Raw genomic sequence first — 18362 nt, 5'->3', positions numbered from 1 at the left:
GTGTGGCGAATCACACAAGGTAAGGCTGAAAAAAAGCGCCCCTCCGGGCGCTGTCGCTGTCAGCCTGGCGGCTGCGGCCATTCTTCCGGCGATTGAGTATCCGCATCTGCACGACTCAGCATTACGCGGTATTTTCTCCATGCCGTCAGCTGCGTCTTTTCCTCATCCGTTGCCATTTCAAGATCAACTGCATCCTGCAGCACCTGCACTTTTTGCGCAGCTTCGCGCAGACGTGCGTTAAGGATGGCCTGCTTCGCCTGCGTGCTGAGTTCAGCAATCATGGGCATGCCCTTCACAATCTCGCCATTGATAAGCTGGGAATCCTGCCCGACAGATTCAAACTGCGCCAGCGTCAGCTCTGCCAGCTCCATGGCTGAATAGTTCTCCGCATCGGCCTGGCTGAAGGCAATCATCATGGCGTCAACGTACTGCTCTGCGTTAACCGATACAAAGTAACGATTCTCAAAAGGCTGAACCTGGTCCGCCTCACGCGGCTCAGCTGAAAACTTATCATGTTCACTCATGCTCATCACCAGATAGCCAGAAGGTTAACGTTAAGGGCCGAATCGTTGTTGTTATAGATACCGGCGTTGCCCGCGCCAACGCCCGTTGACCATACCGCCGGATCGCCGTTGATGCCGGTTATGAATATGGCCGGCGGGGCCGTAAAGCCTGCCGGGTATGTCCAGATGACGTTGGTCTTTGCCGGTATACTCAGGTTCTGACGGCACCACTGCGCGCCGTTCGGCAGCTTAATCCATGCGCCGTTTCCGTTAGTGCCCGCCTGAAACTGCCCGTAAGCAACGGCGCTGTTTGCTCCTGTACCGCCCGCCACGGCAAAACCCTGACCAGCGTCACCGCCCTTATAGGCATAGCCTCCCAGAACGTAACTCAGGCGGGCATTGCTTACAGCGGCGTTTGTTTCGCCGTTATTGCGCACATAAAAATCTGTCTGGTCATTGCCATTTACGTTGGCTTTTTTACTCAGTCCGTCATTCAGCAGCGAAACCGGCACGGCGGCGCTGCCATCCGTGGGCGCACTCATCACAAGGAACTTTTGGGATGCCGAACCGCCCAGCAGGGCGCGCAAAGCCAGTGCAGTGTTCATTTGCCCGCGATTAACTGCATGTCCATCTGCGGAGGCGTCTTTGACAGAAAACTGCTGATTAACGTTACCCGCAAGCAGCGCGCGCGCCGCAAGCTGATTGGTCATTGTGGTGGCAAAATTCGGATCGTTACCCAGCGCCGCCGCCAGTTCGTTCAGCGTGTCCAGCGCCTCCGGGGAAGATGCTACCAGCTGCGCAATAGCGGCCTGCACAAAAGCCGTTGTGGCAAGCAGCGTTGAACTGTTACCCGTGGCGGGCGTAGGCGCTTTTGGCGTGCCAGTGAATACCGGGCTTTCTTTTGGCGCGTACTGCTTGTGCGGGTCAGCGGCGGCAAGATGTTTAGCCATCAGATCGTCAGCGTACTGCCTGACCTCGATCACCGCCTGACTGACCTTACTATCAGCGTACTGCCGCGTTGCCAGCACCACGGACGGGTCAATTTTCAGGGTAATCGCGTCAGTACTGTTCACAATAAGGATCATGCGCACGGTCTGCGTGCGGCCACTGCCTTCCTGCAGCGCGGGCTTGTAGGTTTCCGGCGTGTTACATACCGCAATCAGTGTTCCATCGGCGTCAAACAGGCCCATCTCCCTGATCCAGAATCCACCTTCATTTTCCGGGATCACCTGTTCGGCAATAACCTGGTTAGCATTCGCAGGATCTACGCTTAATGTGTTGATAGCCGCGAGGCGCACCTCGTTAACCAGCTTTGTCTGGCTGGCATTCGGCGTCGGCAGCGTACCGCCACCGTCACCCACTGCCATATGGGTAATATTCAGTTTTGTGCCGAGCGCGGCAGCATTGGCAATCTTTGCGGCGCCCTGGCTGGTTACAATCGCATAGTATTTTTGTGTCATGGTCCCACTTCCATCAGGTCAATAACGTGAACCGCCGCGCCGCCATAGAATGCGCCGCTGACGGAGATAAGTTCCGGGGTGTACGGGTAAACGGTCAGGTCATCACCGTCATAGCTGGCCGCCGCTATCCGCGTTTCGCCACTGACCTGCAAATTGATGGACATCCCCAGCAAGTGACGGCTGCAGGGTTTGGCATCGCTGATCAGCCGCTCCAGTTCCTGATAGGTTTCTTCGGTTATGCCCTGGTCCTGCACGCCGATGTCCAGCCGGAACGTGCCGGGCAGCTCACTGGTTTTCCACCACTCGGTCACGCGGATCAGGAAGCCGAAAGGCTCCACCACGCGGCGGATGGCGCTGATGGTGCCCTTGTGCTGATGAATGTAAAACGCATCGCCGACCACCTGCCGCTTGACGCTTTCCGCCCAGCTTTCGTCCCAGCGGTCTACTGAAAACGCCCACGCCAGATAGGGCAGAAAACTCACCGGGCAGGTGGCCGGGTTCCATAAGTCGCGCAGCGGCACGCTCAGCCCGGAAATGCCGCTGCAGGCTTCTGCCAGGCGGCGCTCAAGCGCAGACGAACCGGGTGGCATCAGGCTGCTGTTGCTCATGTCACCCCCTGATCGCCCGCTACGGACACATCCGTGCCGGTGCAGTAGCCTGCCTGCGTGCGGTCCATGATGATGTCCTGCGCCGGTTCGGTGATTTCCACCCAGTCCACACCGGCCACGCGCATCACCGCCCCGTAAGACTCACGCCGCACGCTGCGGCCCAGCTTTTTCTGCTCGGTCAGGTAATCGGCCAGCTTCGCATTTGCCGCCTCAAGGCAGGGACCGGCGGCCACGCCGTCGAACAGGTGCAGCCTGGCCTTCACGCTGTAGCTGCGGATGGTCGCCCCCTGAACTGTCACGCGGTCGGCCACCGGGCGCACGCTGTCTGCGTTCAGCGCGGTGTCCACTGTAGTCAGCAAATCCGCTGCCGCCGTTCCGTCGCCCTCACGGCTCAGGACGGTGATCAGCACCGTCGCCGGTGACGGACTGATGGCGGACACGTCCTGCACCCGGCCATCGGCGCTTTTAGCGTGAAACTCATACGCGCCCGTTGGTCCGGCCACGCTCAGCCCCTCAAACGCCTCCGGCACGCGCACGCGCAGCGCGTCGTCTGACTCCATTACCGCATCCACCGGCGGCACCGCGTCGGGGTTCGCAGGGGTAACGGTGAGGCGCTGCACATTATTGCGGGCGGCCATCTGGTCCAGATCGCTGCCAATGGCGTAAGCCACCATCACCGCCTGCGCCGCCTCATTAATGCGCTGGCGCAGCAGAATTTCCCGGTAGACGCTCTCCTGCAGGCTTTTAACAATCGGATCGGACTCCAGCGCCAGCACGCGGCGCATGGCGGCCTGTTCATCCGCCGGATAAAGCGCAATCAGCGCCTCTTTACGCTCTGCCAGCAGCATTTCAAAGTCCGGCACCTCAATAATCTGCGGCGCAGGCAGCTGGGAAAGATCAATTACCGCCACTGTTCACCCCCACTGGCACAGACATAGCAACCGCCGAACCGTCATCACGCTGGCCGGTCAGATCTACCTGCATAGAGCCGTCCGCATTGCGCGTGATGTTTACCGAGGCCAGCCGGATGCGTGGCTCCCAGCGGCTCAGTGCGGTATAGGTGGCAGCCATTACTTGCAGTTTGGTGGCATCGTTCTGCGGCCAGTCAATCATCGCGGACAACATCGAACCGTAATCACGCCGGGCAAGGCGGCTGCCTTCCGGGGTGATCAGGATGTCGCGTATGCTCTGCCGTATGTGATCGATGTCGGTAATGGCTTTGCCGGTGTCGCGGTTCATGCCGAGATACATCACACTGGTTCTCCTGAAATGTCGCCACCGGCTTTCACTTTGTCGTGTGCGTGCTTGTCAGCAATCACGCCATTTGAACTCATCTTGCCGCCACCCTGCGTCACGTCGCCGTTCATCGTGGTGTCACTGTTGATCCGCGTCTGGCTGGCTTCTATCCCCAGCGCGTCGGTTATCAGCTGAATGCCATCTGCCGCCTCAATGCGCACGCTTTTGATATTTTTTATCAGCAGCTGGCCGCTTTCCGGCTCGTACTGGAACCAGCCGCCGTCCTTAAACACGGTGGTGGTGCCGTCTTCTGAATAGTCGGGCGGCGGGAAGGCTTCGGAATAAATGGCGGGCAGCGCAAACGCGGTTTCAAGATTGCCGCCCAGGCTCAGCAGCACAACCTGTTCCCCGACGGTGGGCTGCCACCATGTGCGGGTGCTACCGGCGCGCAGAGTGAGCCAGTTAATCCAGTTGGTTTCAAGGTCGCCCGTTTTCACCCGGCACAGCCAGTTCACCGGGTCCACTTCGGACACGGTGCCGGTGCGGATCAGGTTGGTGATAAGGCGCATGATTTCGGTGAGTTTTTCGTTCATGTCTAAAGACTGGCATTAGTCACAGGTAAAAGGGATCGTGAGTATTTGTGTGGCATCTGATACAAAGGCTTTTTTGATGAGGCTATGCAGATGGAAAAGCGAAACTACAGCACTTATGAATTGCGTGAATTTAATGACGCAAAAAAACTTTGGGATGCACTCTCCCCAACTCAAAAAATTGATCCTAATTGTGTTGATGATATTGTTTACAGGGGGCAAGCTGACGCGACATGGGGTTTAATACCATCTGTGCTCAGAGATTTTTCAGCTCGTATTTTTATGGGAGGGGAACCTAAGTCAAACGACATCGTGGCAAATGAACTTTTATTATTAAACTCTTTCGTTAAAGCCTGTGATCGGATAGGAGTAAGTATTCCCGGTGACAGTCAATCTTTTCGAAGTCTTAACTTAGATTTAGATAACCAAAGTAAATGGTTCATCAATCCGTCATTATGGCCTAACCCAGAGTTATTAGATTTAATGGCAATGGCTCAACATCATGGCGTTCCTACAAGGTTATTGGACTGGACGCGACTCGCATATACAGCTTTATATTTCGCTGTAAGCTCGTGCTTAGCCAATCACCGCGAGTGGAATAAGGAAAGTAAGCTGGCTTTATGGGCTTTGAATACTGAACAGCTAGGGCTACATTCTCAAATAAAAATTCACACTTCTGCAGGCTCGATAAGCCCACATCTTGCTGCACAGTACGGCCTTTTTACTATACACCCGAATAATGGGAAAAGAGGTGGAAATACGACTATAACCAGCTTGCATGAATTAACCTCTGACCTATGTCACCCAATATTTTTTAAGTATACACTGCCTGTTACTGAAGCCTCTGAGGCTTTCCGCTTACTTTATAAAGCTGGCTTCAGTGCGGCTGATATTTACCCTTCGGCTGATGGGGCGGGAAGAGCAATACAGGATGAAATTAATCATGGGAAAGCACGCAGTTTTTTAGAAAGACTTTAGTCATTTAAAAATCTCAGAAGTATCTGTCGCACCATACTTTCTACATCGTCATTCACGCCCAGCAGCGGACGTTCCGCATATTTCACCACCGGGCCGTGACGGCTTACCCGGTCCCGCAGGCCGTAGTGATGGACGCGGGCCAGCTTCTGTACCGCCGGAACAAAGGCCACCTCTGCGGCGTCTGTGCTCGCCTGCGCCTTCAGATACTTTGCCGTTTTCATTTTTGCGAACATGCCGCGACGGATGCGCCCCTTTTTGCTGCGGGCTGTTACGCGGCGCGGTTCCCATGCGGTGCCGTCCGGGGAACGCTGCGCGGTGATGTTTGCCTGCTGAATCCGGCGCACGTCGCGCGCCACCTCGCGCAGCATCTTTTTCCGTGCCGCCGGTTCCAGCTGCGACAGCAGCGCCGCCAGCCAGGCATCCACTTCATGCAGTTCAGCCACGTTTCACCGTCCAGACTTCCTCCGGCACGTCCGGTTCCGGCACCGCCTCAATGCTGGTTTTACCATCCACCGTCGTTGCCACAATGCGCTCTGTCAGTTTCAGATCCATGCTGATGTCACAGCGGTCGTTTGCCAGAATATCCACCTCAAACGAAAACAGCTTTTCGCGCTCTTCGCTGTTCTGCAGCGCGTCGGGCTGGTTTTCCCGCAGCCACAACAGCACCGGGGCCATCAGCAGGTTCTGATCGCCGGTGAAGTCGGTGATCACCACGTTCAGCGTGTAGCGATATTCCCACGACAGGGACGGGGCAGACGTGGCAACCACCTGCCCGCTGTCCACGAACAGGTGCAGGCGGTCCGGGTTGTCGGCCACATAAGGGACCGACTTATTCAGGGCGCTGCGTAAGGACTGCGGCTTGTTCATCGTCTTTTTCCTGACAGCTGATGATGGTATCAACCTTACCGGCACACGCCGCCCAGGCGGCTTCCGTTTCGTCCAGCAGGGCCACAAGGTCGCCGTTAGTGCGCGGTGCTGCCGGGTCCAGCTGGCAGCGGGTGATTTTCGGACAGCCACTCACGGTAAGATTCACCTCCTGAGAGGGCCGGTCGCTGGCGCAGCCGGACAACAGGATCAGGCAGAGCGGCATCAGCCCAGCGGCGCAGGTCTTCATTTTCACGTTTCAGCTCCTCAATCTTTCGCTGCCGGTCGCGCAGCAGCTGGCCGTTGCGTTCGGCGGCGGCGTAAAGCTGCGTCTGCGCCTGGCTGCTGGTCTGCGTCAGAATGTTAAGGGCGATCAGCTGGCTGTTTTTCTGGCTCAGCTTTTTGCCCTGGCCCGCAATGGTGGTCTGCTGCGCATCGATCCTGCCGTGGGCGCTGCTCAGCCGGTAAGACTGCACGCCAGCGAATACCAGCAGGATCAGCACGATGGCCGCCAGTGCGCGCGTCATGCCGCTACCCGCTTCAGCTCTGGCCTGATCATCCAGCGATAAAACAGAGCATTCATGCTCATGAGAACCGCCAGCTGCCATCCTGCTGTCCACATCACCAGAGCGACGATCACGCGGTGATACCACCTGAGCGGCACGCGGTCAGCCAGCTGCGCAAACCTCAGCAGCCAGGCAAACGTCCGCTTACGCTCTCCGCCGGTCAGCGTGGCGGCGCAGCACAGCCCGGAAAAACCGATGAAAGCCCAGGCTATAAACTCCGCCCAGAGCAGGGCCGCCAGCGGATAGCCCGCAAAGCTGCCATTATTGATACTGACCAGCGTCAGCAGGACGGTGAGTAACGCCGTAAACCACCATTTTTTTACCATCTGCATCTCAGACTCCTTTAAGGCACCATGCCAGTTCACGCCCGCGCCGGTTATCCAGCCCCTGATTAAAGACGCCTTTCACGTACACCCAGCGCGGCAGCTGATAACACGCCTCGCGCCATTTACCCTTTTTCAGTAGCGCCACCATCGTGGAGCCGCACACGTTGCCGGTTCCCACGTTGAACGCCAGCGACACCAGCGCGTCATAAACCTGCTGCGGCATGGAAACCGCCACGCAGCGCGCCAGTGCCGCCTCAGTGCGCAACACGTTGGTGATGAAATTCCCCGCCGCCTGCCGCTCCGTGATGGATTTACCCGGCACCACGCCGGACGTGTTGCCGATCCCGTCGGTCCACTTTCCCGCGCTGCACTGGTACGGCTGCAGGCGGCAGCCCTCATAATCGGCAATCAGCCGCAGCCCCTCCACAGAGGTGTGCAACTGCTGAAAACCGGGCATCGTGGCAGCCAGTGCCAGCACCACGCCCACGGCGCAGCGTTTAACGGTCTGCAGATTCATACTCCCTCCGCGTAATGCGCCCGCTTGCCAGCAGCTGGTAGGTTTTGTGTTTGTAGTACCAACTGATGAGCGCCATCAGCAGGCCGATAAGCACACCGGCCACGGTGGACACGTCTTTCAGGTCCATGCCGCCCAGCCACGCCATCACCACCGCAATACACCAGGTCATAAAGGTGCTGATTTTTTCCCACATGATTCAGTCCCAAAGCTGGACGGCCTGGACGGTGGCCGTCGCTGTCACGTCCGGCAGCTCCACTTCCAGCCCGTGCGGTAAGAGGGGACCGTGCTCCGCCAGCCCCGGATTTGCCTGCAGCACCTGTTCCGTCATGCCCTGCGTGCGCCCGCAGTGACGCCAGCAGAGTGCGTCCACCGTGTCATACTGCTGCGCACGCACCTTCATCAGATAAGCTCCACGGTGCAGTGCGGCATGTCCTGCACGCGGCTGACGGCCCAGCGCGCATCACGCCAGAGATCGCCGCTGGCATCATTCAGTTCTTCGCCGCGCTTCGCTGCGGCAGCGGTGGCGTCAAAATCCTGATAACGCTCGTTCAGCACCGCGCGGGTCCAGCACCACACCGCATTTTCATAGTGATGCAGCCGCACGCTCACACCGGCCAGACGCTCCGCCGGAACGTCGGCCAGACTGTTACGCCCGGCCAGCTCCTGCCGCTCACGCCACGGGTAAAGCTCCGCGTTAACCTCCGCCATCGCGGTCAGTACCACCTGCCGCAGACGCTCCGGCGTCACGGTGCCGTCAACGCGCATGACGCTGCGGAACTTCGCCAGATCAACGTCGGGCCAGAATGAGTTGTTGGGGATAATGTCCGGCGTTCCCGTCGCCTTCTGTGGCGCGATAAATTCCATCGTTCTGTTTCTCCTGAATAGGTGGGCGGTGGACGGGGTTTTGATGCGGCGCTGCCTGTCGCCACCCCGTGCCGCCCCGCGCGTGGGCACGTCCGGTTATCAGCTGGCGTTGCGGATCTTCCGCTCCAGCTGTTCAATGTCTTTTTTAACGCCGCACTTCTCGTCCAGCTGCAGGGCGCGCTTCAGATGGTTCAGCGCGGACGCCGGGCTGCTTTCCGTCAGCACCCAGCCGATGGACTTGTGCAGACGGGCGCGTGACTGATCGGGCATGTCGTGTGCGTCCACAGCTTCCAGCGCCTCCAGCAGCAGGGCCGGATCAAACGGCGTCTTCGCCAGCACGGCGGCCTTTGCCGCGTCGGCAATTTCTTCAGCCAGCACCGTTGCGGTGGTGCGGTGTCCCAGCGGCATCGTCCAGCCGTGCTTCAGCGCATGGCGACCAATCGCGAGCGCACCGGCATAGTCACCGGCGTCAACGCGCCAGAGCATCACGTACATCATCACGTCGTCCTGCTGCGCGCCGTCAGCACTCAGCACGCCCTCAGCCCAGGCGGCGTACTTCGGCAGCACCTCCACCTTGATTTCGGCCTTACGGACGTTGGACTGAATGCCCTTTAGGCGGCGGCGGTCTTCGTTCAGCTGGAGCAGCATCAGGTCATAGCTCTTTGTGCTGCGGCCACTGCCGCCCGACCGGGCGGCCTCCTGTGCCTGAATAAAGCGCGTATGCGCGCGGAAAGGGTTGGTCACGGGTTACGCTCCGCCTTTGCTGCCATCACCGGCATCACCGGTCTGCGTGGTTTCCGCGCTGGCGGCTGAACTGTCCGAGCCGCTCATGGACTTGACCACGCTGGCCGCTACGGCGGCGATACGTGCGATTTCCGCGTCGCTCATCTCACCCGGCGCTTTTTCCGGCTCCTGCTCCAGCAGCTCGATGTTTTCCACCAGGCAGGTGCAGTCGTAGTCCTCGACCACGTAGGCCTCGTTAACCGACTCAAGGTTTTCGATGCGGTCACGTTTCGGGTTGTCGATGATGGAACGGCGACGCGTCTCTTCCTGCCAGTAGATGGACAGGTTATCCAGGCGGGTGATCAGCAGCGCATTGGCCGGGAAGTAAGGCGCGCGCACCGCCTGCAGGCCACCGATGCGCTTCTGGCTGATGATCAGATCAGCGGCCAGTGCTTCGGTGTTTGGCTGGCTCTGATTGACCAGCGGGAAATACTTGTCAGCCAGCAGCTGGCGTCCGCAGATCACCACCAGTTCGGTGTCGTCCTGGTACTGCACGCCGATTTTTTCTGACACCGCGCCCATCACCACCGCGTCCAGGTTACGGAACAGGCCGCCGATCCCGACGGTGATTTTGTCCGATACCACTTTGCCGTCGTCACCGATGTGCTGGCCCAGCACCTGCGCCGGTTTTTCCTGGCGGATTTTCTCCAGCCAGCCGATATTCACGTCCTGCAGCAGTGGGTTCTGCACGCGGTTGGAGGTTTTCTCACGCTTCAGGCCGTTGAAGCCGATCATGATGCGGTCCAGCGCCTGACGCTTCACGATGGCGTCACGGATGCGCACCTGGAAATCGCTGAACTTCGCCCACATGTCCAGCTTTGAATAAGGCAGCGCCGTGTCAAAGTTGGTCTGCGTGCATTTGTAGCCGTCGCCGTCGATGTAAGTCGGGTCGGTCGGTTCGCGCTCTTGCTGGGTGGTGTCGGTGGTGCCCGCAATGGTGGTGCCGATCCCCAGCCCCAGCCGTTCACCGCTCTGCTCACTGACCGGCATGATGTTGATGGCCTGCAGGAACGCGGACGACTCCTGAATTTTGCTTTCCAGCGTCTGCGACACGGACGGCTCAATGGTGAATTTGCTGTTCAGCGCGGACAGGTCAATCTTGTTGATTTCTGCCAGCACCGACATGTAAGCATTCAGCTTAAAACGGGTAGTATTTTTCATCGCTCTGCTTTCTCTGTTCGTTAAAAAGGTTTGCCGCCGCTGTATCAGCAGTCGGTGCGCACTTCGCCGCCGCTGCCGTTACCCGGCGTGCGCGGGCGGACCTGCTGGCGGCCATCTTCCCGGCTCAGCTGCTGCTGCAGTTCGGTGAAGTCCGCCTGCAGCTGTTCGCGCTTCAGCACTTCCTCACCCAGCGCACTGCTGAAATGTGATTTCAGGCTGTCAGCCTGTTCGCTCAGTGCCGTTTCAAGGCGCGCGCTCAGGTCCTGCTGCTCCGTGGCAATCAGCTCCACGGCCTGATGCACGTCGCTGAAGCGGGCCGCGTCGGTCTGCTGCTGTCTGCTGAACATCGCCTTTATGCGGGCAAACAGGGCGGGCTTTTCGTCTGCCACGTCCTCAAACTCGATCAGGGTTTCCTCAGCGGCAGAGAAAACGTTGTCAGGATGCTGCTTGCGGTTTGCCAGCGGGTTCGCCCCGGCGCTGGTGCTGAACTGCAGCATTTCGGTGCCGAGGCTGGCCGGATCGTCGGTCACGGCCAGGCCAATCAGATAGGCCGCGCCGGTGTCCGCAAACTCCGGGCGGATTTCCATAGAGGTGAAGGTTTTCTGCATGGCACCGGTCAGCGTGACCAGTTCATCCGTCGGGTTAATCACGGCATACAGCCCCAGCCTGCCCTTCAGCGGGCCGTCGCTGATTTCTTCTGCGTCCAGCGCTTCTACCACACCAAAGCGGCGAAACGGGCTGTCAGGCGTATAGCCCTTGATGTGCTCCATGTTGATCACGGCGGTGTACAGCTCAGGGCTGTAATTTGCCGCCATCTGTTCAAGCCAGCTGCGCTCGATGGTGCGCCCGTCCGTGGTGGCACCTTCCACCCCGATACGAAAACGCTTTGCTTTCTTTGCCATTGTCCAGGCTCCGGTCAGTAAAACTCTGTGAGGCCCTATGTTTGCGGCGGCAGGGGTATCGAAACAACGCGCGGACGTTGTGCGGGAAACCACACAATGAGGGGCAGCAGAAAAGGTGGCGGCGGGGCCGTATTTTGGCTGCATGAACATGACACCCGCCCCCGACGACCTCGATCCCCGCAGGCAGGCTTTACTGCTGTACTTTCAGGGATACCGCATCGCCCGCATTGCTGAAATGCTGGGAGAAAAACCCGCAACCGTTCACAGCTGGAAGAAGCGCGATAAGTGGGGCGACTACGGCCCGCTGGATCAGATGCAGCTGACCACCGCCGCACGTTACTGCCAGCTCATCATGAAGGAGCAGAAGGAAGGGAAAGACTTTAAAGAAATTGACCTGCTGGCGCGCCAGTCTGAGCGCCACGCCCGGATCGGTAAGTTTAGCAACGGCGGCAACGAAGCGGACCTTAACCCCAACGTGGAGAACCGGAACAAAGGCCCGCGCAAGCCCCCAGAAAAGAATCTGTTCAGCGACGAACAGATCGAGAAGCTGCAGGAAGTTTTCCACGGCTCGATGTTCGGCTACCAGCGCCAGTGGTGGGAGGCCGGAAATAAATATTCGGTCCGCAACCTGCTGAAGTCGCGCCAGATCGGGGCGACATTCTTTTTTGCCCGCGAGGCGCTGATCGATGCGCTGACCACCGGGCGCAATCAGATTTTCCTGTCGGCCAGTAAGGCGCAGGCGCACGTCTTTAAACAGTACATTATCGAATTTGCCCGCGAGGTTGACGTAGACCTGAAGGGCGATCCGATGACGCTAAGTAACGGCGCGTGCCTGTACTTCTTAGGCACCAACGCCCGCACCGCGCAGAGCTATCACGGCAATCTTTACCTGGATGAATATTTCTGGATTCCCAAGTTTCAGGAACTGCAGAAAGTGGCGTCCGGCATGGCGCTGCACAAGAAATGGCGCGAAACATACTTTTCCACGCCCTCCAGCCTCACCCACAGCGCCTATCCGTTCTGGTCCGGTTCGCAGTTCAACAAAGGCCGGGCCAAAGCGGACCGGGTTGATATCGACCTCAGCCATCAGTCACTGGCCGCCGGCCGCCTCTGTGAAGACGGTCAGTTTCGCCAGATCGTCACCGTTGAAGATGCGGTGCGTGGCGGCTGTGACCTGTTTGACCTGGAGCAGCTGCGCACGCGCTACAGCCCGGAGGATTACCAGAACCTGCTGATGTGCGTCTTTATGGACGATCTGGCGTCGGTCTTCCAGCTGGCCATGCTGCAGAAGTGCATGGTGGACAGCTGGGAAGTCTGGACCGACTTTGAGGCGCTGGCACTGCGCCCGTTTGGCTGGAAGGAAGTCTGGATCGGCTATGACCCGGCGAAGGGCACGCAGAACGGCGACAGCGCCGGGTGCGTGGTCATGGCGCCGCCCGCCGTGCCGGGCGGTAAGTTCCGCATCCTTGAGCGTCACCAGTGGCGCGGGATGGACTTCCGGGCGCAGGCTGACGCCATCAGGACGCTGACGCAGCAGTATAACGTCACCTATATCGGCATCGACTCCACCGGCGTCGGGCTGGGCGTGTATGAGAACGTCAAAACGTTTTTCCCGCAGGTAAAAGAGTTTGTATATAACCCCAACGTGAAGAACGCCCTGGTGCTGAAGGCTTACGACACCATCGCCAGCGGGCGGCTGGAGTTTGACGCCAGCCACCTCGACATTGCGCAGTCGTTTATGTCTATCCGCAAGGCCACCACGGCCAGCGGCAACCGTCCGACCTATGAAACCAGCCGCAGCGAGGAAGTCAGCCACGGCGATTTGGCCTGGGCGACCATGCACGCGCTGGCAAACGAGCCGCTGCAGGGACAGGCGGCACACACGCAGAACATTGTGGAGATTTACTGATGAGCAAACGCAGGAACCGCACCCGCACGCAGCCCGTGCCGCAGCCGGATAACATGACCAGCGGGGCAGCGTCGGAGGTGTTTACCTTTGGCGACCCGATCCCGGTGCTGGACCGCCGCGAACTGCTGGACTACGTGGAGTGCGTTATCAATGATCGCTGGTATGAACCGCCCGTGAGCGTTGACGGGCTGGCGCGCACGTTTCGCGCCGCAGTGCATCACAGCTCACCCATCAGCGTTAAGTGTAATATTCTGGCAAGTACCTTTATCCCGCACCCGCTGCTGAGTCAGCAGGCGTTCAGCCGCTTTGCGCTGGATTATCTTATTTTCGGCAATGCCTACCTGGAGAAGCGGACCAGCCGTCTCGGTAACGTGCTGAAGCTGGAGCCGTCGCTGGCGAAGTTCACCCGGCGCGGCCTGGACCTTGATACCTACTGGTATGCGCACTATGGCATCAACACGGAGCCATATGAGTTTGAGAAGGGCAGTGTCTTCCACCTGATGGAGCCGGACATCAATCAGGAGATTTACGGCCTGCCGGGCTACCTGTCTGCCATCCCGTCGGCGCTGCTGAACGAGTCGGCTACGCTGTTCCGCCGCAAGTATTACCTCAACGGCAGCCATGCGGGTTTTATCATGTATATGACCGACCCGGCGCAGAGCCAGCAGGACGTGGACAATATCCGCGGCGCCATGAAATGCGCTAAGGGCCCTGGCAACTTCCGTAACCTGTTTATGTACAGCCCGAACGGGAAAAAGGACGGCATCCAGATCATCCCGCTGTCTGAGGTGGCGGCGAAGGATGAATTCCTGAACATCAAAAACGTGAGCCGCGATGACATGCTGGCCGTACATCGCGTGCCGCCTCAACTGATGGGGATTATCCCCAGCAACACGGGCGGGTTCGGTGACATTGAAAAGGCCAGCAAAGTGTTTGTGCGCAACGAGCTCATCCCATTGCAAAGGCGCTTTGAAGAGCTGAATGAATGGTTGGGAGAAGATGTTATTAAATTTTCACCATATGATTTAGTCTAATTAAGGCCGGTAATCCCGGCCTTCTTTTAGGCCATGACTTTTAAAGAGTAATTTACACCTGGCTCATAATATTCACCTACAACATACTCGCTCTCTTGATATTTGGGGTTAATCTCAGAGGTTGCAAAAATCAATTGATAATCACATTCAAAATGAGAACATTCGCGAATAATAACATCCTGCAAGTTATGGCTTCTGCTTTTCTCCATACCACCGTCATCAATACCATCTAACATTAAAAATCTTGGTAATCTCATCGAAGGATGTTCAATACTCGCAGAAAGCAATGCTAAGTGGAATATATGACGAAGAACCACTGCCGAGCTTTCGGAGAAATTCCTGCTCCCGTTCACATATACTGCGTTATCTGTAAAACTAAATTCCACATTTTCAGGATCAATGAATTCTCGTTGCAATGGTAAATCTTCCTGCAACAACTCTTTGGTGATGTTGCTAATTGAAGAATAGATACTTTCTTTAAGTCTTTCTTCATTCTTTTCATAAAGCTTAATTAAATCATCTAATCTGTTTTTTTCTTTTTGAAGATTATCGCGCTGCTCTTGAAGTTCATTAATTACCACTATTAGTTTTTTATTTTCATATGCAGTTTTAATTTCTTCATCTAAACTGCCAATTCTACGATAAATTTCACCTACTGCAGCTTCAATTGGAGATTCCCAATAACTAGACTTCTGGAAAAACTCTTGCTCCAGTCTTTTCAAAGTGCTTTCTAATGATGGCAATTCTCTTTTGAGCTTGACTAATTGTTCGCGCCTTCTGACCATTAATTGGTTAGATTCACGAACTTGCAGCGCCAGTTCATTTTTCATGCGTAAAAGTTGATTGCTGGCTTTGTCATCTTGTTCTTCTGATTTGCATAAATGACAGCTATGCTTTTCATTTAGAGAACTAATTTTTGTAAGGCAACTAGGGCAAAACTCAAAATGCATGCTGTCAAATACACCACGAGTCTCTCCAGACTGCTCAAGGTTTTTTAATCTTTCTTCAAGCTCTTGAATAAATAGTTCAGAATCTGATATTTCAAATTCCAAAGATTGTATTTTGCTTTTAACATCTGAATATTCTGTTTTGGCAGAATTAAGCTGACCTCTTAAATCAGATAAAGAATTATCTTCTTTTTTTACTTCTATTTTATTGCTATTGATTATTTTTTTACTTTCAATTTCTCTGAGATCAGTAAGTTCTGCTATTCTGGCATCAATTCCTTGCATGTCAGGCGCATGTCCTGAACGTCCAAGAACATTAAATATACTCTTGAGTTCTGATACCTTTTTAGATAACTCTGTATCAGTTTCTCTTAGCTCAAGTTGCGCATTATAGAGTTCATCATTATAAACTCCACAGAGATAACCACCAACTGTTTCGCGGGTTAAAGCATTATCAAACTTGTCGAATCTAAATATAGGACTATGAACTGAAGGCTGATCGGCGTAAAGCACACGCAGGACCTGATGCAATGTTAGATTCGATGAGCCTGCACCTTGTGCCAAAGGGAGATCAAGAGCATTAAATATAGCTTGTGTGAAGCTAATTTTGTTTTCAGATCTTTTGAAAGGATATAGTTCCCAATCATGTACCCCAGCATTTAAAGCCTTATCCATGCCGCCCCAAAAAATATACATTGGTCTTAATGGATCTGCAGAGATTTCACGCTTCAAGCATACAATATTGTCATTTAATAAAACCTCGACCAAGGTCATGGTGCACTTTAATGCTTGCGGTTTCCATCTGATATTTTCAGCACCCAAAGAAAAAGCCAGCATATCCATGATTGTCGTTTTCCCCGAACTATTACGACCACGAATAATGTTAACACCTTTATGAAAAGTGCATTTATAAGCTACATGACCGTTTTGAAATACTGCCAATTCATTGACAATTAGAGTGGGTTTAAGATATGTCATATCGATATTCCATTAATTGTGTTCTTGATTTCAATCCATCGGGGCCGACTAGGTGAAATTTGGCTAACTTTTTAATTATGAAAGAAGAGAAAGGTTCTCTATCCTTAATAAATTCGTCCATTTTTGACTTTAAATTTAAAGGTATTATTTTACTTGAACGTTTGACAACGCCTTCACCGTAAAATTCAGCATCAATGTATCCAGCAGCTAGCATGCATTTTATAGCCGCCTCTTGTATATGCTTCATATCTTTAAAGGTCACGACAGGATTAAGTGGGTCATGATATTCATTTCTAATCCTTTCCGCATCCTTTTTTACCTTAATAAACTGCCTAGGCATTCTTACTAATTTTAATAAAGATGGGAATAAAATATAGAAATCGAGCATTTTTAATTTGTCTATTTCTACTTCATCAACCCTTTCAATGATTGACATCATTCTAAAAAGGCAATGATATGCATCATAAGCTGGATGATATACTAACATTTGTCCCACCTTACATGGCAATTACCACCGAGAAAATAAAGAAGACCTAAAAGATCCTTCTCAGTTAATTCTAGCAAATTATCGCCTAACATATCACTAATACTTTCGAGCATTAATGATATTTTTTCATCAACCACATTCCGATCTTCATCACACTGAATTAACGGCCTGACCTTTAACATAAAGTCAGTGTGAATTTTATCTAAAATTATGGCATATATCTCCTGAGCTGTCTTTGAAGATTGGCTTTTAAGAATAAGCTTAAAAGCTTTCTCTTTTAAATCTTGAGCGAAAAATAACAAATCATCCCTTTGACTATCATTAAGTTTGCTTTCCAAACCTCTAACGTCAGGATTGGTATCGCTTGCGAAGTAATGTTTTAGTTTATCGCTAAACTCAAGATTTCCGCCTTCTTGTACTTCTACTTCCTCTGAAAGCCTACCATAAAGTCTTTCCAAGCTTCGGTTGGGGCTACGATAGATATGGGTATTGTAATTTTTTTGATCTCTTCCAACGACGCTTCCGTTTTGAACACGGTTATTAGATTGCGTGGGCTTGCTAAACACATTCATCACTCCCTCAATGAGAATTAGTTTGATCTCTACCTACAACACTACCGTTTTTAACCTTGTTATCGTTTTGAGTAGGTGAGTTTTGATTCATATTAACTAATTTCAGTTTGTAACTATAAATAGTGAAAGTTAAGGCCCAGCTAACACCAGCGCCAGCTAAGAAACTAATAACGTGAGTGATGATTTCCATGAGATATCCTTATGTTTTTGAATCGGAGGATTCTAATTGCATAAAGAAATAACAACAAGCAATAAAAAATTACATCTTTGCGCGCGCTCGTAGCCCCGCCACGCCTGCCCGCTTTATGGAGTGGTTTTCATGCACCTGCATGACCTAAACAAAAGCCCGCCAGTTCTGGCGGGCCAAAGGGTAAACGATCCTTTTGGGATCATGCGGATTCATGCAGCATAGACATGCACTCACCTGCAAAGAGTCAGAACAGGGGCAGGTTGTTATCTGGCTCAGTGATTTTTGTATCGGCCGCGACAGAATTTTGTAGCGCCTGCAGATAAAGCAGACCCTGCGAAAGAGAGACAGGGGCAGAAATCTCAAGCCAGAAGACACCATCATAAGTCCGGCCTAACCAGAAGCCGCCACCGTTCTCTTTAGGCCGCTGAAAGAAAACTAATCCGCCAGGCGCATAATCAGTCAGGCTTTCGCCCCGGTAAACTACCTGGTAATTCGAATCGCTTCCGGCCATAGCCTAACGCCTCGCGGTACTCGTTGTTCAACCTTGCCAGCGCCAAAAATAAATTTTGTCGCCAGCAACGTTATCAATATGCTTGGCTGTGGACTCATGCTATTCCGCAGCGTAAAAAATCTCGTCGTCAGGGACTTTTTCACAGCTCGAATGCGCTAACTCAGCGATGATACTCATCGCTAATTTCATGTCAGATGGCTTGCAATTCGCTATAAGCGACACCTCAGCAATGAACTGAACGCAAGCCATCTTGCGGTTTATCGGTGCCAAATCTTGAGTGTCCATCTAACCCTCCCTTTACTCTAAAGACTGTATAACCATACAGTATTAGATGCGTTACGAAATGTGAAATGTTTTTTCATTCAATCGGACCTAA

At 54.2% G+C, this 18362-nt stretch carries 27 protein-coding genes; 3 read left to right on the top strand and 24 right to left on the bottom strand.

Features of this window, described 5'->3' with window-relative positions; all coding sequences use genetic code 11:
* Positions 1-59 precede the first annotated feature (59 nt).
* The 6 genes from AB1748_RS16205 to AB1748_RS16180 are packed head-to-tail and all read right to left on the bottom strand — an operon-like array spanning position 60 to position 4400.
* Entirely contained in the window at positions 60-524 is a 465-nt protein-coding gene (locus AB1748_RS16205; RefSeq protein WP_367395774.1) for a tail fiber assembly protein, read from the bottom strand.
* A 5-nt stretch (positions 525-529) separates the two neighbouring features.
* Entirely contained in the window at positions 530-1963 is a 1434-nt protein-coding gene (locus AB1748_RS16200) for a phage tail protein (RefSeq protein WP_367395773.1), read from the bottom strand.
* The gene (locus AB1748_RS16195; RefSeq protein WP_367395772.1) at positions 1960-2571 is read right to left on the bottom strand and encodes a phage tail protein I; all 612 of its coding nucleotides are present in this window, start codon (positions 2569-2571) and stop codon (positions 1960-1962) included. Before AB1748_RS16195 ends, AB1748_RS16200 begins: the two co-directional genes overlap by 4 nt.
* Complete coding sequence (locus tag AB1748_RS16190; protein WP_367395771.1) at positions 2568-3482, bottom strand: baseplate J/gp47 family protein; 915 nt, start codon at positions 3480-3482, stop codon at positions 2568-2570. The genes AB1748_RS16195 and AB1748_RS16190 overlap by 4 nt, the downstream gene beginning before the upstream one ends.
* Positions 3469-3822, bottom strand: a complete 354-nt coding sequence (locus AB1748_RS16185) for a GPW/gp25 family protein (protein WP_367396353.1) — start codon at positions 3820-3822, stop codon at positions 3469-3471. Before AB1748_RS16185 ends, AB1748_RS16190 begins: the two co-directional genes overlap by 14 nt.
* A complete protein-coding gene (locus AB1748_RS16180) occupies positions 3822-4400 on the bottom strand; it encodes a phage baseplate assembly protein V (RefSeq protein ID WP_367395770.1) in 579 nt (192 codons plus the stop codon). The genes AB1748_RS16185 and AB1748_RS16180 overlap by 1 nt, the downstream gene beginning before the upstream one ends.
* 90 nt (positions 4401-4490) lie before the next feature.
* On the opposite strand from AB1748_RS16180, the gene AB1748_RS16175 reads away from it, so the two are divergent.
* Positions 4491-5375: an FRG domain-containing protein gene (locus tag AB1748_RS16175; protein ID WP_367395769.1), complete on the top strand. Its 885-nt coding sequence runs from the start codon at positions 4491-4493 to the stop codon at positions 5373-5375.
* Here AB1748_RS16175 and AB1748_RS16170 read toward each other — a convergent pair.
* The 12 genes from AB1748_RS16170 to AB1748_RS16115 form a co-directional block, all read right to left on the bottom strand.
* Positions 5372-5818, bottom strand: a complete 447-nt coding sequence (locus tag AB1748_RS16170; protein WP_367395768.1) for a phage virion morphogenesis protein — start codon at positions 5816-5818, stop codon at positions 5372-5374. The genes AB1748_RS16175 and AB1748_RS16170 overlap by 4 nt on opposite strands.
* Positions 5811-6242: a phage tail protein gene (locus tag AB1748_RS16165; protein WP_367395767.1), complete on the bottom strand. Its 432-nt coding sequence runs from the start codon at positions 6240-6242 to the stop codon at positions 5811-5813. The genes AB1748_RS16170 and AB1748_RS16165 overlap by 8 nt, the downstream gene beginning before the upstream one ends.
* Entirely contained in the window at positions 6205-6444 is a 240-nt protein-coding gene (lysC, locus tag AB1748_RS16160) for an Rz1-like lysis system protein LysC (protein ID WP_367395766.1), read from the bottom strand. The genes AB1748_RS16165 and lysC overlap by 38 nt, the downstream gene beginning before the upstream one ends.
* Positions 6338-6766: an Rz-like lysis system protein LysB gene (gene lysB / locus AB1748_RS16155; protein ID WP_192810375.1), complete on the bottom strand. Its 429-nt coding sequence runs from the start codon at positions 6764-6766 to the stop codon at positions 6338-6340. The genes lysC and lysB overlap by 107 nt, the downstream gene beginning before the upstream one ends.
* Positions 6763-7137: a DNZ54_00345 family protein gene (locus AB1748_RS16150; RefSeq protein ID WP_367395765.1), complete on the bottom strand. Its 375-nt coding sequence runs from the start codon at positions 7135-7137 to the stop codon at positions 6763-6765. Before AB1748_RS16150 ends, lysB begins: the two co-directional genes overlap by 4 nt.
* Position 7138: 1 nt before the next feature.
* Positions 7139-7648 carry a lysozyme gene (locus tag AB1748_RS16145; RefSeq protein ID WP_211727612.1) on the bottom strand — a complete coding sequence of 170 codons (510 nt, stop codon included), beginning with the start codon at positions 7646-7648 and terminating at the stop codon, positions 7139-7141.
* Positions 7629-7841 (bottom strand): HP1 family phage holin, encoded by a 213-nt coding sequence (locus tag AB1748_RS16140; RefSeq protein WP_367395764.1) that lies wholly within the window; start codon positions 7839-7841, stop codon positions 7629-7631. Before AB1748_RS16140 ends, AB1748_RS16145 begins: the two co-directional genes overlap by 20 nt.
* A gap of 3 nt (positions 7842-7844) precedes the next feature.
* Complete coding sequence (locus AB1748_RS16135; RefSeq protein WP_367395763.1) at positions 7845-8048, bottom strand: tail protein X; 204 nt, start codon at positions 8046-8048, stop codon at positions 7845-7847.
* Positions 8048-8512, bottom strand: a complete 465-nt coding sequence (locus AB1748_RS16130) for a head completion/stabilization protein (RefSeq protein WP_367395762.1) — start codon at positions 8510-8512, stop codon at positions 8048-8050. Before AB1748_RS16130 ends, AB1748_RS16135 begins: the two co-directional genes overlap by 1 nt.
* A 99-nt stretch (positions 8513-8611) precedes the next feature.
* Positions 8612-9256, bottom strand: a complete 645-nt coding sequence (gene gpM, locus AB1748_RS16125; RefSeq protein ID WP_367395761.1) for a phage terminase small subunit — start codon at positions 9254-9256, stop codon at positions 8612-8614.
* Positions 9257-9259: 3 nt separating this feature from the next.
* Entirely contained in the window at positions 9260-10456 is a 1197-nt protein-coding gene (locus AB1748_RS16120; RefSeq protein ID WP_367395760.1) for a phage major capsid protein, P2 family, read from the bottom strand.
* 44 nt (positions 10457-10500) lie between these two features.
* Positions 10501-11358 carry a GPO family capsid scaffolding protein gene (locus AB1748_RS16115; protein ID WP_367395759.1) on the bottom strand — a complete coding sequence of 286 codons (858 nt, stop codon included), beginning with the start codon at positions 11356-11358 and terminating at the stop codon, positions 10501-10503.
* A 142-nt stretch (positions 11359-11500) separates the two neighbouring features.
* On the opposite strand from AB1748_RS16115, the gene AB1748_RS16110 reads away from it, so the two are divergent.
* Both AB1748_RS16110 and AB1748_RS16105 read left to right on the top strand, forming a co-directional pair.
* On the top strand, positions 11501-13267 hold the full coding sequence (locus AB1748_RS16110) for a terminase ATPase subunit family protein (protein WP_367395758.1): 1767 nt from the start codon (positions 11501-11503) through the stop codon (positions 13265-13267).
* A complete protein-coding gene (locus AB1748_RS16105; RefSeq protein WP_367395757.1) occupies positions 13267-14301 on the top strand; it encodes a phage portal protein in 1035 nt (344 codons plus the stop codon). The genes AB1748_RS16110 and AB1748_RS16105 overlap by 1 nt, the downstream gene beginning before the upstream one ends.
* A 26-nt stretch (positions 14302-14327) precedes the next feature.
* On the opposite strand, the gene AB1748_RS16100 is transcribed toward AB1748_RS16105, so the two are convergent.
* The 6 genes from AB1748_RS16100 to AB1748_RS16075 form a co-directional block, all read right to left on the bottom strand.
* Positions 14328-16226: an AAA family ATPase gene (locus tag AB1748_RS16100; protein ID WP_367395756.1), complete on the bottom strand. Its 1899-nt coding sequence runs from the start codon at positions 16224-16226 to the stop codon at positions 14328-14330.
* Positions 16213-16713, bottom strand: a complete 501-nt coding sequence (locus AB1748_RS16095; protein ID WP_367395755.1) for an ABC-three component system middle component 5 — start codon at positions 16711-16713, stop codon at positions 16213-16215. The genes AB1748_RS16100 and AB1748_RS16095 overlap by 14 nt, the downstream gene beginning before the upstream one ends.
* On the bottom strand, positions 16707-17279 hold the full coding sequence (locus AB1748_RS16090) for an ABC-three component system protein (protein ID WP_367395754.1): 573 nt from the start codon (positions 17277-17279) through the stop codon (positions 16707-16709). Before AB1748_RS16090 ends, AB1748_RS16095 begins: the two co-directional genes overlap by 7 nt.
* A gap of 13 nt (positions 17280-17292) precedes the next feature.
* Positions 17293-17475, bottom strand: coding sequence for a hypothetical protein (locus AB1748_RS16085; RefSeq protein WP_367395753.1), 183 nt, complete (start codon positions 17473-17475; stop codon positions 17293-17295).
* Between the two features lie 244 nt (positions 17476-17719).
* Entirely contained in the window at positions 17720-17986 is a 267-nt protein-coding gene (locus AB1748_RS16080) for a hypothetical protein (RefSeq protein ID WP_367395752.1), read from the bottom strand.
* 99 nt (positions 17987-18085) lie between these two features.
* On the bottom strand, positions 18086-18271 hold the full coding sequence (locus AB1748_RS16075) for a hypothetical protein (protein WP_337014162.1): 186 nt from the start codon (positions 18269-18271) through the stop codon (positions 18086-18088).
* Positions 18272-18362: the final 91 nt, after the last annotated feature.

This window comes from Pantoea sp. Ep11b (assembly GCF_040783975.1).
Lineage (GTDB): Bacteria > Pseudomonadota > Gammaproteobacteria > Enterobacterales > Enterobacteriaceae > Pantoea.
This window is presented reverse-complemented; position numbering and strand designations above follow the sequence as displayed.

Excerpts from the sequence above, each read along its gene's own strand:
- AB1748_RS16075 (WP_337014162.1), bottom strand. The coding sequence starts at position 18,271 with ATGGACACTCAAGATTTGGCACCGATAAACCGCAAGATGGCTTGCGTT.
- AB1748_RS16165 (WP_367395767.1), bottom strand. The coding sequence starts at position 6,242 with ATGAACAAGCCGCAGTCCTTACGCAGCGCCCTGAATAAGTCGGTCCCT.
- AB1748_RS16200 (WP_367395773.1), bottom strand. The coding sequence starts at position 1,963 with ATGACACAAAAATACTATGCGATTGTAACCAGCCAGGGCGCCGCAAAG.
- lysB (WP_192810375.1), bottom strand. The coding sequence starts at position 6,766 with ATGACGCGCGCACTGGCGGCCATCGTGCTGATCCTGCTGGTATTCGCT.
- AB1748_RS16150 (WP_367395765.1), bottom strand. The coding sequence starts at position 7,137 with ATGCAGATGGTAAAAAAATGGTGGTTTACGGCGTTACTCACCGTCCTG.
- AB1748_RS16130 (WP_367395762.1), bottom strand. The coding sequence starts at position 8,512 with ATGGAATTTATCGCGCCACAGAAGGCGACGGGAACGCCGGACATTATC.
- AB1748_RS16120 (WP_367395760.1), bottom strand. The coding sequence starts at position 10,456 with ATGAAAAATACTACCCGTTTTAAGCTGAATGCTTACATGTCGGTGCTG.
- AB1748_RS16105 (WP_367395757.1), top strand. The coding sequence starts at position 13,267 with ATGAGCAAACGCAGGAACCGCACCCGCACGCAGCCCGTGCCGCAGCCG.
- AB1748_RS16145 (WP_211727612.1), bottom strand. The coding sequence starts at position 7,648 with ATGAATCTGCAGACCGTTAAACGCTGCGCCGTGGGCGTGGTGCTGGCA.
- AB1748_RS16115 (WP_367395759.1), bottom strand. The coding sequence starts at position 11,358 with ATGGCAAAGAAAGCAAAGCGTTTTCGTATCGGGGTGGAAGGTGCCACC.
- AB1748_RS16175 (WP_367395769.1), top strand. The coding sequence starts at position 4,491 with ATGGAAAAGCGAAACTACAGCACTTATGAATTGCGTGAATTTAATGAC.
- AB1748_RS16100 (WP_367395756.1), bottom strand. The coding sequence starts at position 16,226 with ATGACATATCTTAAACCCACTCTAATTGTCAATGAATTGGCAGTATTT.
- AB1748_RS16180 (WP_367395770.1), bottom strand. The coding sequence starts at position 4,400 with ATGAACGAAAAACTCACCGAAATCATGCGCCTTATCACCAACCTGATC.
- AB1748_RS16195 (WP_367395772.1), bottom strand. The coding sequence starts at position 2,571 with ATGAGCAACAGCAGCCTGATGCCACCCGGTTCGTCTGCGCTTGAGCGC.
- AB1748_RS16085 (WP_367395753.1), bottom strand. The coding sequence starts at position 17,475 with ATGGAAATCATCACTCACGTTATTAGTTTCTTAGCTGGCGCTGGTGTT.
- AB1748_RS16110 (WP_367395758.1), top strand. The coding sequence starts at position 11,501 with ATGAACATGACACCCGCCCCCGACGACCTCGATCCCCGCAGGCAGGCT.
- AB1748_RS16135 (WP_367395763.1), bottom strand. The coding sequence starts at position 8,048 with ATGAAGGTGCGTGCGCAGCAGTATGACACGGTGGACGCACTCTGCTGG.
- AB1748_RS16080 (WP_367395752.1), bottom strand. The coding sequence starts at position 17,986 with ATGGCCGGAAGCGATTCGAATTACCAGGTAGTTTACCGGGGCGAAAGC.
- AB1748_RS16095 (WP_367395755.1), bottom strand. The coding sequence starts at position 16,713 with ATGTTAGTATATCATCCAGCTTATGATGCATATCATTGCCTTTTTAGA.
- AB1748_RS16205 (WP_367395774.1), bottom strand. The coding sequence starts at position 524 with ATGAGTGAACATGATAAGTTTTCAGCTGAGCCGCGTGAGGCGGACCAG.
- AB1748_RS16185 (WP_367396353.1), bottom strand. The coding sequence starts at position 3,822 with ATGTATCTCGGCATGAACCGCGACACCGGCAAAGCCATTACCGACATC.
- AB1748_RS16140 (WP_367395764.1), bottom strand. The coding sequence starts at position 7,841 with ATGTGGGAAAAAATCAGCACCTTTATGACCTGGTGTATTGCGGTGGTG.